Here is a 16,589-nt window from a genome sequence, read left to right on the forward strand (position 1 = left end):
AGAAGTTAATTGTGGGCATGGTCAAATATTGATACTATTAAATTATCAACAGAGATGGAGGTTCTACATGATTAAATTTTTTCAGATTCCTAATTGTTCAACATGTAAGAAGGCAGGTCAGTTCCTGACAGAAAATGGGGTCAGTTTTCAGCCGATCAACTTGAAGGAACATACACCGACAGCTGGGGAATTCGATCGCATTGTTAAACAGACAGATATAGATGTAGACAAGCTGTTTAACCGTCAAGGGACGAAGTTCCGTGAATTACAACTTAAGGACAAACTAGTTCATATGAGCTATGAAGACAAACTGGCACTGCTTGCATCAGACGGCATGCTGGTTAAACGTCCGCTTGCGGTCAATGATGGTAAAATAACGTTAGGATTTAAAGAGCAGGATTACATGAGCACATGGTTATAAAAAAGATTGAATAAAAATATATGCTATGTCATTATTAATATATAAACTTAGAGGAGGGATTTTTGTGGCATCATTAGAAGGATTAAAATTTTCTAAAGATCACGAATGGGTAAGAACAGAAGGAAATATAAATACGATTGGTATTACTGATTTTGCTCAATCAGAACTAGGGGATATCGTCTTCGTTGAACTTCCTGAAGCAGGCGATGAAATTACAGCGGGGCAGCCATTCGGTAGTGTAGAATCTGTAAAAACAGTATCAGAACTTTACGCTCCTATCAGTGGTAAAGTCGTTGAAGTGAACAGTGAACTTGAAGACAGTCCTGAATTTGTTAACGAATCTCCTTATGACAATGCATGGCTGATCAAAGTCGAAGCATCTAATGACGATGAACTGACTGAGTTGTTAGACCAAGCACAATATGATGAAATGATTAACGCATAAATGTTATAATTTCCTTGATAATCTGATTATCAAGGAATTTTTTATAATCGCATATGAGAAGGTGATGAGTGTGGCTGTCATTAGTAAAGTCATCGTTGTTGAAGGTAAATCCGACAAGAAGAAGTTACAGGAAGTCTTATCTGAGCCCGTACATATTATCTGCACTAACGGCACCATGGGTATTTCAAAATTAGATGCCATTCTGGAAGAACTGATTGGTCATAAAGTCTATATTATGACTGACGCTGACAAAGCAGGTAAAATCATTCGCAACTGGTTCAAACGTCATTTAAGCGAGAGCCGTCATATTTACATTGATCCGAAATATGGTGAAGTCAGTCGATGTCCTCATGATTATTTAGCGAAAGTTCTGATGAAACATGAATTTGAAGTGAAAGATGGGAATGTAGCACATGAGCGTCAAACAGTATTTGCCTGGCAGTCCGCCTGGTGAGTCTTATTTAATATTTGGATATACGCCGCTTTGTGGCACATGTAAAGTAGCGGAACGGATGATTGATGTTCTCGCAGTTTTGACAAAACAGCCTGTGGTCAAACTCGATATGAATTATACACCTGAATTGGTACAGGCATTCAAAGTGATGAGCGTCCCTGTATTACTTGTTGTCAATGATGACAAGGTGACAGCGGAAGTGTTCAAGTTCGAATCTGTGACAAATTTATATGAAATCGTCAACAAATTATTGACGTAACGATTAGGATGGTCTATGATTAGAAAATAATTTAATAGTTAAGCTCTTATCAAGAGAGGTGGAGGGATGTGCCCTTTGAAGCCCGGCAACCGTCGTCAGACATGGTGCCAATTCACATAAAGCCCAGTGCTTTAGAAGATGAGAGACGTTTATATCATTGCGTCTTTCTCTTTTTATGGGAAAGACGCTTTATTCGTTTAAAGGAGGTTAGTCATTGATTACTTTACAATCAGTGGTAAAGCAATTTGCAACAAAAAAAGGACCATTGACTGCTGTAGATGATGTCAATCTGCAAATTCATGATGGTGAAATTTATGGCGTCATCGGATTTTCAGGTGCAGGCAAAAGTACATTGATTCGAATGTTCAATGGGCTTGAGAAACCAACTACCGGTGATGTCGTTGTCGGCGGTGATCATATTGCGCAGCTTGGCATGAAAGACTTACGCAAAAAAAGACAGAAAATCGGCATGATCTTCCAGCACTTTAACTTGCTCTGGTCCCGTACAGTGTTCGATAACATTGCGTTTCCGCTGGAGATTGCCGGGGTCAGTAAAACAGAACGAGACCAAAAGGTAAATGAATTAATTCGAATGGTAGGTTTAACTGGCAGAGAAAAAGCTTTCCCCTCCCAGTTGTCCGGCGGCCAGAAGCAGCGTGTCGGTATTGCGCGTGCACTTGCTAACGATCCGACAGTACTGCTATGTGATGAAGCGACAAGTGCGCTTGATCCTCAGACAACAGATGAAATTTTAGAGCTGCTGGTCACCATCAACAAGAAAATAGGTTTGACCATTATATTGATTACACATGAAATGCATGTCATCCGTAAAATCTGTCATAAAGTCGCAGTCATGGAAAATGGTCGCATCGTTGAGGAAGGACCGGTACTCAGTGTCTTTCAAAATCCGCAGTCAAGTGTCACACAGCGATTTGTCAAAGATGACTTAAAAGACAGCGAATCAGAAGCAGCGATGGACGACATTAAGCTGGCATATCCGACGGGTGCGATTTTAAGATTAAAATTTGCCGGTTCATCAACGGAACAGCCGATTATCTCTAGAATCATCAGAAAGTATGATATGGATATCAATGTGATATCCGGCAATGTCAGTCATACATCCTCTGGTGCGTTTGGTCATATGATTGTCCATGTACCTGAACCGACAAAAGAGTTGTTCAACGAATTCGAGCAGCACGGCGTCAAAGTGGAGGTGGAACGACGTGGATAAAAGTTTCATTGACATTCTGAAGGAAATGCTGAGCTTTAAAAACGTCATCTGGCCGGATGTCTGGACAGCGGTGTATGAAACATTGTACATGACAATCGTATCAACGTTCTTCACGTTTTTTCTCGGTCTGATTATCGGTACTATTTTATTTCTGACTTCTAGAAGTCAATCTAAAGGTGCCCAGGTCATCTATAAGATCACAGCCTTTTTAGTGAACTTATTTCGGGCGATTCCTTTCATCATCTTAATCATCCTGCTGATTCCGTTCACCAATCTGCTGATGAACACAATCAGCGGTGTAAAAGGCGCGCTGCCGGCGTTGATTATCGGAGCTGCCCCGTTCTATGCACGCCTTGTAGAAATCGGTATGAAAGAGATCGACAAAGGTGTAATAGAGGCAGCGGAAGCGATGGGGGCGACGCGCTGGACATTGATTACGAAAGTGCTGCTGCGCGAATCATTGCCGGCACTTGTATCTGGTGTCACGGTCACAGCTATCGCTTTAGTCGGTTCAACCGCTATTGCCGGCGTCATTGGTGCCGGTGGACTTGGTAACTTAGCATATCTTGTCGGTTTCACTCGAAACCAGAACGACGTTATTTTAGTATCAACAGTGTTAATTCTTGTCATTGTTTTTGTCATACAGTTTATCGGTGATACCATTACTAAACGCATCGATAAGCGTTAATATATTAAAAATAAAGGAGACTTACTATGAAAAAATTATTTGCACTCGTTCTTACATTATTATTTGCAGTTGTACTCACTGCATGCGGTTCATCTGATAAGCAGTCAGAAAATAAAAAGTCAGGTTCTAAGGAAGATAAAAAAATCGTTGTCGGTGCATCACCTGCACCTCACGCTGAACTCCTTGAACAAGTAAAGCCGATTCTTGAAAAAGAAGGTTATGATTTAGAAATCAAAACCATTAATGACTATACAACGCCAAACCGTCTGTTAGATGAAGGAGAGTTGGATGCTAACTTCTTCCAGCACACACCTTACCTTGAAACAGAAAAGAAATCAAAAGGCTACAAGATTGAGTCAGCAGGAAACGTCCATATCGAACCTATGGCGGTCTACTCTAAAAAATATAAATCTTTAGAAGATCTTCCTAAAGGGGCTACAGTATATGTTTCTAATAATCCCGCAGAAGAAGGCCGTTTCTTATCATTCTTCACTAAAGCTGGTTTAATTGAACTGAAAGAAGGTACAGATCCAGTCAAAGCGACATTCCAGGATATTAAAACGAATAAAAAAGATATCAAGTTCAATAATAAACAAGCAGGAGAATTTGTTCCTAAAACTTATCAGAATGGTGAGGGCGATGCTACTATCATCAATTCAAACTTTGCCATTGAAAATGAATTAAGTCCGGTCAAAGATTCTATTGCTCTTGAAGACAAAGATTCACCATATGCAAACTTAATCGCAGTGCAGCAAGGACACAAGAATGATGCTAAAATCAAAGCATTAGTCAAAGCTCTTCAATCTGACGAAATCGTTAAATTCATTGAAGACAATTATGACGGTGCAGTCATTCCAGCTAAATAAGCCATATAACAACAAGCAGCCAAATTTGGCTGCTTGTTGTTATATGGCGGTATTTTCAATAACAGCTGCTTCATTCTCAATACGTCAGCTATATTTTAATTCAATTAATTTATTATATACCATATTTAAGTTATAATAATTATTGTGATTTAATTTATCTGGCTTTGACCGTAGATTAAAATTATTATAAACTAATAGAGATGAAAATTTATATATATATCTGGAGGGAATACACATGGCATCAGTTTTAGAAATCAAAGATTTACACGTTTCAATCGAAGATAAAGAAATCTTAAAAGGTGTGAATCTGACAATCAAGCAGGGAGAAATCCATGCAATCATGGGACCGAATGGTACAGGTAAATCTACTTTATCATCTGCTATCATGGGTCATCCAAAGTATGAAGTGACACAAGGCGAAGTCTTATTAGACGGTGAAAACGTACTTGAGATGGAAGTAGACGAAAGAGCACAGGCAGGTCTATTTCTTGCGATGCAGTATCCATCTGAAATTTCTGGTGTGACTAACGCAGACTTCTTACGTTCAGCGATCAACTCTAGACGCGAAGAAGGTCAGGAAATCAACTTAATGCAGTTCATCAAAAAATTAGACAAACAGATGGAATTTCTTGAGATGGACCTTGATATGGCACAGCGCTACTTAAATGAAGGTTTCTCAGGCGGCGAAAAGAAACGTAATGAAATTCTGCAGTTAATGATGCTGGAACCTAAATTTGCGATTTTAGATGAGATTGACTCAGGTCTTGATATTGATGCGCTTAAAGTAGTATCAAAAGGAATCAATCAAATGCGCGGAGAAAACTTCGGCTGCTTGATTATTACCCACTATCAACGGTTGTTGAACTACATCACACCTGATCATGTTCATGTGATGATGCAGGGCCGTGTTGTTAAATCAGGTGGAGAAGAGTTGGCACAACGTCTTGAAGCAGAAGGTTATGACTGGATCAAACAAGAATTGAACATTGAAGACGAAACTGTCAACGCTGAATAATATCTGATTAAACCACGAGGAGGATTTGAAATGAGTCAAACGTTTGACGTGAACCTGGACATGATTCAGGAATTTTCACAATCAAAAAAAGAACCATCATGGATGACGGCTGTTCGTAGTGATGCATTCAGTCGATTAAATACTATTGAAATGCCAAAACCAGATAAAACAAAATTAGACAAATGGGACTTCTATTCTGTTAAACATACAGTGATTGACAGCGCTGCGTATAGTTCTGTAGATACGCTGCCGGAAGAAGTGACGAAATTAGTCGATACAGAGACAATTGATAATTTATACGTGCAGCACAATAATACGCCGGCACTACTAAAAGTAAGTCCTGAACTCGCTGCTCAAGGGGTCATCATTAAGGACATCCATACAGCGATGGCTGAGCACAGTGATTTAGTACAGCAGTATTTCATGACTGAAGGCGTCAAAGTAGATGAACATCGTTTGACAGCGCTGCATGCAGCATTAATGAACGGTGGATTGTTTGTCTATGTACCTAAAAACGTCATCGTCGAGTCACCGATTCAAATGGTCTTACTTCATGACAATGAAGAAGTCAATTTATATAACCATGTACTGATTGTCGCTGATGAAGGCGCCGAAGTGACATATGTTGAAAACTATATTTCAGCTATCGGCCGTTCAAAAGGGCAGCTGAATGTTATTTCAGAAGTCATTGCTAAAGATAACGCTAAAATCACATACGGTACAGTAGATTTCCTCAGCAAAGGATTTACAGGTCATGTCATTCGCCGTGGTATTGCACATAAAGATGCAACGATTGACTGGGCATTAGGATTAATGAACGACGGAGATACAATTAACGACAATACGACTTACTTGATGGGCGATAATTCTTCAAGTGACCTGAAAATTGTAGTGGTCGGTCGCGGTCAACAGAAATTGAACTTTACGACGCAAATTATTCAATACGGCAAAAATTCAGCAGGCCATATTTTAAAACATGGTGTCATGAAAGACTCTGCTTCATCAATCTTTAATGGCATCGGTCATATTAAACATGGTGCAACAAAAGCAGATGCACAGCAGGAATCACGTGTCTTAATGCTATCTGAAAAATCACGCGGAGATGCCAATCCAATTCTACTGATTGACGAAGATGACGTGACAGCAGGTCATGCAGCTTCAGCAGGTCGTGTAGATCCGATGCAGCTCTTCTATTTGATGAGTCGTGGTATTTCTAAGAAGGAAGCAGAACGTCTTGTCATTCATGGCTTCCTCGCACCAGTCGTTAACGATCTGCCGATTGAAGCGGTCAAACGTCAGTTGACAGAAGTTATCGAACAGAAGGTAACAAGCAAGAACTAGAGCTAATAGAAAGGTCCTGATAATATGACCGTGTTAGACAGCAGTAAAGTCAGAGCTGACTTTCCTATATTAAAAGAACAGGTGAACGGTAATCCACTTGTCTATCTTGATTCATCAGCAACCAGTCAGAAACCTCAAGTAGTGATTGATACTATGAATCGTTACTATGAGTCGATGAATGCCAATGTTCATCGCGGGGTGCATACGCTCGGTACGAGAGCGACTGACGGCTACGAGAATGCGAGAGAAGCAGTACGCCGTTTCATCAATGCGCAATATTTTGAAGAGATCATCTTTACGCGCGGGACAACGACTGCACTTAATTTAGTAGCACATAGTTACGGAGATATGGTAGTCAACGAAGGTGATGAAATCGTCATCACTGAAATGGAACACCATGCCAATCTAGTCCCGTGGCAGATGCTTGCTAAACGTCGACAAGCAGTATTGAAATATATTCCGCTGCAATCAGATGGAACTATACAGCTCTCAGACGTCGAATCAGCAATCACTGATCGAACGAAAATTGTTTCAGTTGCTCACGTATCAAACGTCTTAGGGACTATCAATGATATTAAAGCCATTGCGGCTGCTGCTCATCGTCATGGTGCAGTGATGGTAGCAGATGGCGCTCAAGCTGTTCCGCATATGGCTGTGGATGTACAAGATTTAGATGTTGACTTCTATGCTTTCAGTGGACACAAAATGGTTGGACCGACTGGAATCGGTGTATTATACGGCCGACGCAAATTATTGAATCAGATGGAACCGATTGAATTCGGTGGCGATATGATTGATTTTGTAGGTCTGCAGGATTCAACATGGACAGAACTGCCAGTGAAATTCGAAGCAGGGACACCGCTGATTGCTGAAGCTATCGGACTGCATGCTGCAATCGATTATCTTGAGTCACTAGGTATGACTCATGTTTTAGAATATGAACACGAGTTGACACGTTATGCTTATGAGCGAATGTCTGAAGTTGAGGGACTTGAAATTTATGGTCCTGGGCCGGACAAAAGAGCAGGATTAATTACCTTTAACTTAGAGGGGGTTCATCCACATGACCTGGCGACAGCACTTGATGCGGACGGCATCGCGATTCGTGCCGGCCATCATTGTGCCCAGCCACTGATGAAATGGTTGAATCAGTCATCCACTGCACGCGCAAGCTTTTACGTGTATAATACAAAAGAAGAAGTCGATTTACTGATTGACAGTCTGAAAAAGACAAAGGAGTTTTTCAGTTATGAGTTTTAACAATCTCGACCAGTTATATCGTTCTGTGATTATGGACCATTACAAAAATCCGCGTAACAAAGGGATCATAGAAGATGGAACGATGACAATCGATATGAACAATCCGACATGTGGTGACCGTATACGTTTGACTCTTAATATGGAAGATGAAATCATCAAAGATGCTAAGTTTGAAGGCGAAGGATGTTCTATATCTATGTCCAGTGCTTCAATGATGACACAGGCAATCAAAGGTCATACTATCGAAGAAGCACTTCATATGAGTAAAGAATTCAGCCAGATGATGCTCGGAGAAGATTACGAAATCAGCGAAGAAATGGGCGATATTGAAGCGCTATCAGGCGTTGCTAAGTTCCCGGCTCGAATTAAATGTGCAACGCTCGCATGGAAAGCACTTGAAAAAGGAACAAAAGAAGAAGAATAAGGAGTGAATCAAATGGCTAAAAAAGCACCAGATGTTGGCGATTACAAATATGGCTTTCACGATAAAGATGTATCGATATTCCGTTCAGAAAGAGGTCTGACCGAAGAAATCGTCAGAGAAATTTCTAAAATGAAGGAAGAACCTCAGTGGATGCTGGACTTCCGTCTCAAATCATTGAAACAATTCTACAAAATGCCGATGCCGATGTGGGGCGGTGACTTGTCAGAACTGAACTTTGATGAGATTACTTACTATGTCAAGCCGTCTGAGCATACTGAACGTTCATGGGATGAAGTACCGGAAGAAATCAAACAGACATTTGACAAACTTGGTATTCCAGAAGCTGAACAGAAGTATCTTGCAGGGGTATCTGCTCAGTATGAATCTGAAGTAGTTTACCATAATATGCAGGAAGATTTAGAAGAGCAGGGAATCATCTTCAAAGATACAGATTCTGCATTAAGAGAAAATGAAGACTTATTCAAAGAATATTTTGCATCAGTCATTCCACCAGCAGATAACAAATTTGCAGCGTTGAATTCAGCGGTATGGTCAGGTGGGTCATTCATCTATGTACCGAAAAACGTTAAGCTTGAAACACCGCTGCAGGCGTACTTCCGAATCAACTCTGAAAATATGGGTCAATTTGAACGGACATTGATCATCGTTGACGAAGGTGCGAGTGTCCACTATGTTGAAGGTTGTACAGCACCAGTCTATACAACGAATTCATTGCATTCAGCAGTTGTTGAAATCATCGTTAAAAAAGATGCATACTGCCGTTATACTACGATTCAAAACTGGGCGAACAACGTCTACAACTTAGTTACTAAAAGAACATTCGTTTACGAAAATGGAACGATGGAATGGATTGATGGTAACATCGGTTCTAAGCTGACGATGAAATATCCAGCGTGTTACTTACTTGGTGAAGGTGCACGTGGTATGACATTATCTATCGCATTAGCAGGTAAAGGTCAGGTTCAGGATGCTGGTGCGAAAATGATGCACATGGCACCGAATACATCATCAACGATTGTTTCAAAATCTATCTCTAAGCAAGGCGGTAAAGTTGTTTACCGTGGTATCGTACACTTCGGCCGCAAAGCAGAAGGTGCACGTTCCAACATTGAGTGTGATACACTCATTATGGATAATGCATCAACATCAGACACCATCCCTTACAATGAAGTCATGAATGACAACATTTCACTGGAGCATGAAGCGAAAGTTTCTAAAGTCTCTGAAGAACAGCTGTTCTACTTGATGAGCCGTGGTATTTCAGAAGAAGAAGCGACTGAAATGATTGTTATGGGCTTTATCGAACCATTCACAAAAGAATTACCAATGGAATATGCAGTAGAAATGAACCGCCTGATCAAGTTTGAAATGGAAGGTTCAATCGGTTAACAAAAACCTGTGTCTCAATTTGAGACACAGGTTTTTTTATTCTCTCCAACATGATATTGAAGCTGATATTTTTAATTTTTATTATGGCGCTCTATATTCACCCAGGTATTGTTCTTTGTCGTTGAACAGTGTCGGATAGCTCAAAAATCCTACCATGATGCTTGAAATCGTTGCTGCTGTCAGAAGTAAGAAGAGAATCAGCAGCTGGAACTGTACAGCAATAATCGGGTCAGCACCGCCGATGATCTGACCACTCATCATGCCGGGCAGCTGAACAAGTCCCATCGTTTTCTGACTTTCTATCGTCGGTATCATAGAACTGCGAATAGCTGACATCAGACTGCGGTGTATAGCCTGTTTCTTGCTGCCTCCTAATGACAGGATGAGTTCGATTTGTTCATCAGAAGCATTGATCTCACTGAGAAATCGATTGAGGAAGAGTAACGACAGAACCATGGAATTGCCAATCATCATACCGCTGATTGGAATGATATAACGCGCTTCAAACGGTATGATATGAAAACTAAGGAGTATGCCCATAGTGACCACTTCAACTGTCACTAAAGTCAGTACGATCTTCCAGGTGATACCTTTAATGCCTTTTCCTTTTTTGATGATATTCTGAGCTGCGGCTGCAATCATCAGTAATATCATGAGAAGGATATAGACAGGATGCTCCCCGTCAAATACAAATGTCAGCAAATAGCCGATAAAAAACAGCTGTACAATACTTCTTATAGTAGCAATGACTATGTCTTTTTCCAGTCCAAGCTTCAAATAGCTGCTTAATAGAAGCGGAATCATGACAAAAATAATCGTTAAGCTAAGTTGCAGCAGTGTCATTCGAGTTCACCTGCCAAATAAAGATTCAACCGTTCATTTTGAGAATGCATCATGTCTTTAGAAGAACCGCTCGTAATGAAGTGGCCGTCTTCAAGCATGATATAGTCATCCGTCACTTTGGCTGCCTGATTGACATCGTGAGTAATCCAGATAATCGTTGTATGAAAGCTTTGATGGATCGCTGCTATTAATTTTTCTACTTCTTTCACACTTGCGGGATCTAGACTGGATGTAATTTCATCAAGAAGCAGTATGTCCGGCTGATTGACTAATGTTCTTGCGATGGACAGCCGTTGTTTCTGTCCGCCTGATAGGTCTTTTGCAAGCTGACTAAGCGGAACATTCAAATTGACTTGATTCAGCAGCTGCCGTGCTTCTTGTTCAGACAATGATTCATCGAACAATGCTTTTGGCAGATTTAAATTATCAAAAACAGTGCCGCTGATTATCGGTGCACTTTGCAGCGCCATCCCTACTTGTTTCCTAAGTTCAATAAGATTCATTGTATCTATTGAGTGTCCGTCTATATAGATTTCTCCATCAACCGGACTGTGAAGCCCGTTCAATAATTTAAGCAGAGATGTCTTTCCTGCGCCTGACGGACCGATGAGCGCTGTAATACGTCCAGATTTGAATGTGCAGTTAATATGACGGAGGATGTCTCTGTCATTTTTTGTATAACTGATATTTTTCAATTCGATGGCTGACATAAGGATACTCCTTTTTATATAAAGTAATGGTTTATGGTATGATAAATTCAGGTGATAACATGATAACAATAGGGCTTACTGGGTGGGGAGACCACGATGCACTGTATGCAGATTTGACCAACAAAAAAGACAAATTGCTGGCATACGGCAGTCATTTCCCGACCGTCGAACTTGATTCTACTTATTATTCAATACAGCCTGAGCGCAATATCAGAAAATGGATCAGTGAAACACCTGAGCGCTTTAAGTTTGTCGTCAAAATTCATCAGGCACTTACAGGGCACGCATCAGTCGAAGATTACGCAGATACTCGTTTGCAGTTAATTGAGCAGTTCAATTTAATGATAGGACCGCTGATTGAAGAAGACAAACTGGCCATGGTGTTAATACAGTTTCCACCGTGGTTTGACTGCAGCACTGCAAATATTAATTATATCCTATATTTGAAGAAATATTTAATTTCGATGCCTCTGGCGATAGAATTTAGAAACGACAGCTGGTTTACAGCTGATATGAAAGAACATACACTCAGTTTTCTGCATGAGCATGGACTGATTCATTCGGTCTGTGACGAACCTCAGAGTGGACACGGTTCTATTCCTATGGTCAACCGAGTGACCCATCAAACGGCTTTGATGAGATTTCATGGGCGCAATGTTGCAGGTTGGACAAAGAAAGATCTGACTGATCAGGAATGGCGGGAGGTCCGTTATTTGTATGATTATAATGAACAGGAGCTGCAGGAGCTCGCCCGTAAAATTAAAATATTAGATCAAAAGGCTGAAGATGTCTACGTGATATTCAACAATAATTCAGGCGGCCATGCCGCGGCCAATGCTAAGCGGATGATAGAGCTATTGGATATAGAATATAGAGGTCTTAATTTTCAGCAACTCAAACTATTTTAGGAAGTGTCCGACATGTCCATTATAATTTTAATCTTGTTAGGAGTATTTTCATCAATTATCGGAGCTATTGTCGGGATTGGTGGCGGTATTATTATTGTACCGACATTGATATTCCTCGGTATGCAGGCGGGAATACTTGAAGGCATTACTCCCCAAAAAGCAATTGGAACATCTACAGTCATATTAATCTCAACAGGTTTGTCTGCTACCGTTGGATACATCAAGGCGAAGCAGGTTGACTTGAAATCTGGTTTATTTTTCTTGATAGGGATTGTTCCAGGTGCTTTAGTGGGTGCCTATTTAAGCAAATATTTAACACTTGATAGTTTCAATCTGTACTTTGGTATTTTTTTGATAGTTATCAGTATTGTGTTAATGATCCGCAATAAAATCAAGCCGATTCAATGGTTCCAGAACAAAAACAATGAACGTGTGTTTATCGATTCGTCAGGTGTCGAACATCATTACAGCATTGCACCTGTGCCTGCTATTATCGCGACGTTTTTAGTCGGCTGTCTCACTGGCCTGTTCGGCATTGGCGGCGGTGCTTTAATGACACCGCTGATGATCATTGTGTTTAGATTTCCACCTCATATTGCAGTGGGGACAAGCATGCTGATGATTTTCTTCTCAAGCCTGTCTGGTGCTGTCAGTCATATCATACAAGGAAATGTCATCTGGTATTATGCGGTTATATTGATTATAGCGAGCTATATCGGTGCAAAAGTCGGTGTTCAGATTAATAAAAAGATGAAATCTGATACTGTGATTCTCGTTCTTAGAAGTATCATGCTGCTGTTAGGCGTCTATTTAATTATTAAGAGTCTGTTATAGAGGTGAAACACAATGGAACTGAAGTTATACCATACGAATGATGTTCATAGTCATTTAACAACTTATCAAAAAATTATTCGCTTTCTTGACGATAAACGTGCACAGCTTCCATCTACCTACTATGTTGATTTAGGCGATCATGTAGACCGTAGTCATCCTTATACAGAAGGAACATTAGGAAAAGGGAATGTTGAACTACTGAATAGAGCGGGGGCAGGTGTAGTGACCATCGGCAACAACGAAGGAATTACATTGACTCATCAAGATCTGGAACAGCTCTACGATAAAGCGGACTTCCAGATTACTTGCTGTAATGTATTTGATCATGATGGACAGCTGCCGCGTCACATAGTACCACATGTCATGGAAATCATCGAAGGAGTTACATTTGGTTTTGTCGGAGCAACGGCAGAATTTACACCTTTCTATAAGGCACTGGGTTGGACAGTAACTGAACCTATTGAAGCGATACGTGGACAAGTGGAGGTCATGAGAGAAAAGTGTGATGTCGTTGTCGTTCTTAGTCATCTCGGGAAGTTTGCTGACCAGCGTATTGCAGAAGAGGTGCCGGACATTGATATCATACTAGGGGCGCATACCCATCATCACTTTGATAACGGAGACTTGGTCAATGGGGTGCTGATTGGAGCTGCGGGCCGTTACGGTGAGTATATCGGTGAGATGACATTAACATTCGATGATACAACACTCATTAAAAAACAAGCGACACTCATTAATACAGATGAACTTGCCTACAGCGAAGAAGATTATTACGAACAAGGGAAAGTATTGCTGGATGAAGTGATCCATAACGGCGCAATTGTGCTGCCAAGACGACTGTACAGTGCTTCTTATACTACGGCATTGCTTGCCCGTGAACTGAGAGTATTGCTGGATGCAGACTGTTCACTCATTAATTCCGGGCTGATTGTGACAGGGTACGAAGGCACTGAATTTACTAAATATGATTTACATCAAATGCTGCCACATCCGATCAATCCAGTGAAAATTACATTGTCAGGTCGTGAGCTGATGGAAGTGATAGCGATGAGTATGAAGCATGAATATCGTGATGACATTGTCAAAGGCTTTGGATTCAGAGGTGATATCTTTGGTATGTATGTGATGGATAACATCGGTATGATGGAGTCAGAACGGCAGTATTTTGTCAATGGCCGGTTGATTGATCCGCATGAAGACTATACATTGGCCACGTTAGATATGTATACATTCGGCCGTTTTTTCCCTCAGTTCGTACAGAACGAGAAAGAGTATTTTATGCCTGAATTTTTGAGAGATGTAATGAAAATAGCACTGGACAACTGTTAAAGGAAACATTGTATTTATATTTAGTTGAATATTCGTTATAATGATAGTGTAATTCAATGGAGGGATGTTGCAGTGGTTACAAAGAATGAAGAGATACTCAGAAAACCTGAATGGTTGAAAATCAAACTTAACACCAATAAGAACTATACAGGCCTTAAGAAAATGATGCGTGAAAAAAATCTTCATACAGTATGTGAAGAAGCACGCTGTCCTAATATACATGAATGCTGGGGTGAGCGACGGACCGCGACTTTTATGATACTGGGCGCCATATGTACGCGCGCATGTCGTTTCTGCGCAGTCAAAACAGGACTGCCGAATGAGTTGGACCTGGAAGAGCCGGAACGCGTTGCTGAATCAGTGGAACTGATGAATTTAAAACACGTCGTGATTACCGCAGTGGCACGTGATGACTTAAAAGACGGTGGTTCACATGTCTATGCTGAGACGATACGTAAAGTGCGTGAACGTAATCCTTATACAACGATTGAAGTGCTGCCATCTGATATGGGCGGTTCATTTGATAACTGGGTGACACTGCTTGACGCCAAGCCGGATATATTGAATCACAACATTGAAACCGTTCGCAGGTTGACACCAAGAGTCCGTGCACGTGCCACTTATGATCGTTCACTTGAAGTGTTACGTCGTTCTAAAGAACTCTATCCAGACATTCCAACTAAATCAAGCCTTATGCTTGGTCTTGGTGAAACGTGGGAAGAGATTCTTGATGTGATGGATGACCTTCGTGCCAACGATGTCGATATTATGACCATTGGGCAGTATTTGCAGCCGTCCCGCAAACATTTAAAAGTTCAGAAATATTATACGCCGCTTGAATTTGGCAAGCTGCGCAAAATAGCAATGGAAAAAGGATTTAAACATTGTCAGGCAGGTCCTATGGTGCGTAGTTCATATCATGCTGATGAGCAGGTCAATGAAGCGGCTAAAGCGCGTCAAGCGATGGGAGAAATCACTGAATAGGTGGATATATGGTCATTAAAATAGGAGCTAACTACTTCGAAATCATTGAGAATTATCGCGATGCGTATAATGCAGAACAGTTCGAATCCCGCTATTCAGAAGTGCTGGATAAATACCCAGTCATAGTCGGAGATATAGGATTTGAACAACTGAGGCTAAAAGGCTTTTATGAAGATCGAAATAAGAAAGCGGATATTAGTAAACGGTTTTCAAGTATTCAGGATTATCTCATGGAATACTGTAATTTTGGCTGTCCTTATTTCGTTTTACGTCGACTGACAGCGCATGAAGTTGTTCGAATGACAGCAGATGATACAGAGGAAATGTCGATTGTCAAAGACGAATTCACTACGCCTGAAATTGTGGAAGAACAGACATTTGAGGCACAGGATCATGAAGCACAAGAGGATTCAGATGATTCTACCAAAACATTAAAACATTTTTTAAGATAGCTGCTCAGGCAGCTATTTTTTTTATTAAAAAAAGAACGCAGCGCGTTCTTTAAGAGATAATATCCGATAAAAACTCAATGACATCCAAGGCTTCTGTCTCATTAAGACCAAGAGCATAGGCAACATAGCCGTCTTCTTGCAGATCATCTCTGCCAATAATGCCAAATTTGTTTGACTGCGTGTTCAACACAATCGTCTTACCGTAGTGTCGGTCTGTCTGTATTAAAGTCAAGTCATAGCGCGATTCTCCGATAAAGCTGACAAATCTGATATTTGCTTTATCTGTATCGTCATATAAAAACATCTCAATCATATGTAGTCCCTCCAGTTCTCAACATTATATAATGTAATCATTGATTTTTCAAAGGGACGAATGATGACGTTAAATCAGATTTGAAAGGAGTTGTCTTCCTTTGTCAGTTAAACCGATTGCTTCAAAATCATTCTGTCCTGTTTCACCGAATGTCATTTTGATACTTTCGATATGTCGTTGCTCATATAATGTGTTCAAGGCCTGTTCCAGTTCTGCATCTGTCCTGTTGAAACTACTGTTATTTGCTTTGATTCGGTTGCTGATTTCTGCAACATCACTGAATCCTAAATCACTGTTATGTTCTAACACTGATAATATTTCTTTTGTCATGTCATTGGATAGAGCCATTATGTCATCTCCTTCATATATTTCTCAATCTATACCTTACATAAGCAGGAGTTA

At 40.6% G+C, this 16,589-nt stretch carries 21 protein-coding genes and 1 riboswitch; of the genes, 17 read left to right on the top strand and 4 right to left on the bottom strand.

Annotated elements, in window-relative coordinates; all coding sequences use genetic code 11:
- Positions 1–67 precede the first annotated feature (67 nt).
- The 12 genes from AC3IPL_RS02965 (at position 68) to sufB (ending at position 9,814) form a co-directional block, all read left to right on the top strand.
- Positions 68–421, top strand: a complete 354-nt coding sequence (locus AC3IPL_RS02965; protein ID WP_489241638.1) for a Spx/MgsR family RNA polymerase-binding regulatory protein — start codon at positions 68–70, stop codon at positions 419–421.
- A gap of 64 nt (positions 422–485) precedes the next feature.
- Positions 486–866 (top strand): glycine cleavage system protein GcvH, encoded by a 381-nt coding sequence (gcvH, locus tag AC3IPL_RS02970; RefSeq protein ID WP_489241639.1) that lies wholly within the window; start codon positions 486–488, stop codon positions 864–866.
- Positions 867–936: 70 nt separating this feature from the next.
- Positions 937–1,320 (top strand): toprim domain-containing protein, encoded by a 384-nt coding sequence (locus tag AC3IPL_RS02975; RefSeq protein ID WP_489241640.1) that lies wholly within the window; start codon positions 937–939, stop codon positions 1,318–1,320.
- Positions 1,280–1,579, top strand: a complete 300-nt coding sequence (locus AC3IPL_RS02980) for a thioredoxin family protein (RefSeq protein WP_489241641.1) — start codon at positions 1,280–1,282, stop codon at positions 1,577–1,579. Before AC3IPL_RS02975 ends, AC3IPL_RS02980 begins: the two co-directional genes overlap by 41 nt.
- A gap of 43 nt (positions 1,580–1,622) precedes the next feature.
- Positions 1,623–1,724: riboswitch (SAM riboswitch) on the top strand.
- Between the two features lie 69 nt (positions 1,725–1,793).
- Positions 1,794–2,810, top strand: coding sequence for a methionine ABC transporter ATP-binding protein (locus AC3IPL_RS02985; RefSeq protein WP_489241642.1), 1,017 nt, complete (start codon positions 1,794–1,796; stop codon positions 2,808–2,810).
- Positions 2,803–3,498 (top strand): methionine ABC transporter permease, encoded by a 696-nt coding sequence (locus AC3IPL_RS02990; protein WP_489241643.1) that lies wholly within the window; start codon positions 2,803–2,805, stop codon positions 3,496–3,498. The genes AC3IPL_RS02985 and AC3IPL_RS02990 overlap by 8 nt, the downstream gene beginning before the upstream one ends.
- Before the next feature lie 26 nt (positions 3,499–3,524).
- Positions 3,525–4,364, top strand: coding sequence for a MetQ/NlpA family ABC transporter substrate-binding protein (locus AC3IPL_RS02995; protein ID WP_489241645.1), 840 nt, complete (start codon positions 3,525–3,527; stop codon positions 4,362–4,364).
- Positions 4,365–4,599: 235 nt separating this feature from the next.
- The gene (gene sufC, locus AC3IPL_RS03000; RefSeq protein WP_489241646.1) at positions 4,600–5,379 is read left to right on the top strand and encodes a Fe-S cluster assembly ATPase SufC; all 780 of its coding nucleotides are present in this window, start codon (positions 4,600–4,602) and stop codon (positions 5,377–5,379) included.
- Between the two features lie 30 nt (positions 5,380–5,409).
- Complete coding sequence (gene sufD, locus AC3IPL_RS03005) at positions 5,410–6,720, top strand: Fe-S cluster assembly protein SufD (RefSeq protein ID WP_489241647.1); 1,311 nt, start codon at positions 5,410–5,412, stop codon at positions 6,718–6,720.
- Positions 6,721–6,744: 24 nt separating this feature from the next.
- Positions 6,745–7,980, top strand: a complete 1,236-nt coding sequence (locus tag AC3IPL_RS03010) for a cysteine desulfurase (RefSeq protein WP_489241648.1) — start codon at positions 6,745–6,747, stop codon at positions 7,978–7,980.
- Entirely contained in the window at positions 7,970–8,404 is a 435-nt protein-coding gene (gene sufU / locus AC3IPL_RS03015) for a Fe-S cluster assembly sulfur transfer protein SufU (protein WP_489241649.1), read from the top strand. The genes AC3IPL_RS03010 and sufU overlap by 11 nt, the downstream gene beginning before the upstream one ends.
- Before the next feature lie 12 nt (positions 8,405–8,416).
- The gene (gene sufB, locus AC3IPL_RS03020; protein ID WP_489241650.1) at positions 8,417–9,814 is read left to right on the top strand and encodes a Fe-S cluster assembly protein SufB; all 1,398 of its coding nucleotides are present in this window, start codon (positions 8,417–8,419) and stop codon (positions 9,812–9,814) included.
- A gap of 81 nt (positions 9,815–9,895) precedes the next feature.
- On the opposite strand, the gene AC3IPL_RS03025 is transcribed toward sufB, so the two are convergent.
- Positions 9,896–10,657 (bottom strand): ABC transporter permease, encoded by a 762-nt coding sequence (locus tag AC3IPL_RS03025; protein WP_489241651.1) that lies wholly within the window; start codon positions 10,655–10,657, stop codon positions 9,896–9,898.
- Positions 10,654–11,367 carry an ABC transporter ATP-binding protein gene (locus AC3IPL_RS03030; protein WP_489241653.1) on the bottom strand — a complete coding sequence of 238 codons (714 nt, stop codon included), beginning with the start codon at positions 11,365–11,367 and terminating at the stop codon, positions 10,654–10,656. Before AC3IPL_RS03030 ends, AC3IPL_RS03025 begins: the two co-directional genes overlap by 4 nt.
- Before the next feature lie 59 nt (positions 11,368–11,426).
- Here AC3IPL_RS03030 and AC3IPL_RS03035 point away from each other — a divergent pair, with 59 nt between their 5' ends.
- The 5 genes from AC3IPL_RS03035 to AC3IPL_RS03055 all read left to right on the top strand — a co-directional run bounded on the left by AC3IPL_RS03035 (position 11,427) and on the right by AC3IPL_RS03055 (position 15,874).
- Complete coding sequence (locus AC3IPL_RS03035) at positions 11,427–12,275, top strand: DUF72 domain-containing protein (RefSeq protein WP_489241654.1); 849 nt, start codon at positions 11,427–11,429, stop codon at positions 12,273–12,275.
- Between the two features lie 12 nt (positions 12,276–12,287).
- Entirely contained in the window at positions 12,288–13,109 is an 822-nt protein-coding gene (locus AC3IPL_RS03040; protein WP_489241655.1) for a sulfite exporter TauE/SafE family protein, read from the top strand.
- 12 nt (positions 13,110–13,121) lie between these two features.
- Positions 13,122–14,438, top strand: a complete 1,317-nt coding sequence (locus tag AC3IPL_RS03045) for a bifunctional metallophosphatase/5'-nucleotidase (protein ID WP_489241656.1) — start codon at positions 13,122–13,124, stop codon at positions 14,436–14,438.
- A gap of 72 nt (positions 14,439–14,510) precedes the next feature.
- Positions 14,511–15,422: a lipoyl synthase gene (gene lipA / locus AC3IPL_RS03050; protein WP_489241657.1), complete on the top strand. Its 912-nt coding sequence runs from the start codon at positions 14,511–14,513 to the stop codon at positions 15,420–15,422.
- 8 nt (positions 15,423–15,430) lie between these two features.
- Positions 15,431–15,874: a YutD family protein gene (locus AC3IPL_RS03055; protein ID WP_489241659.1), complete on the top strand. Its 444-nt coding sequence runs from the start codon at positions 15,431–15,433 to the stop codon at positions 15,872–15,874.
- 49 nt (positions 15,875–15,923) lie between these two features.
- On the opposite strand, the gene AC3IPL_RS03060 is transcribed toward AC3IPL_RS03055, so the two are convergent.
- Both AC3IPL_RS03060 and AC3IPL_RS03065 read right to left on the bottom strand, forming a co-directional pair.
- Positions 15,924–16,187 (bottom strand): DUF3055 domain-containing protein, encoded by a 264-nt coding sequence (locus AC3IPL_RS03060; protein WP_489241660.1) that lies wholly within the window; start codon positions 16,185–16,187, stop codon positions 15,924–15,926.
- 69 nt (positions 16,188–16,256) lie between these two features.
- Positions 16,257–16,535: a hypothetical protein gene (locus tag AC3IPL_RS03065; RefSeq protein WP_489241661.1), complete on the bottom strand. Its 279-nt coding sequence runs from the start codon at positions 16,533–16,535 to the stop codon at positions 16,257–16,259.
- Positions 16,536–16,589: the final 54 nt, after the last annotated feature.

The sequence above is a fragment of the Macrococcus sp. GL_134 genome (assembly GCF_057834705.1).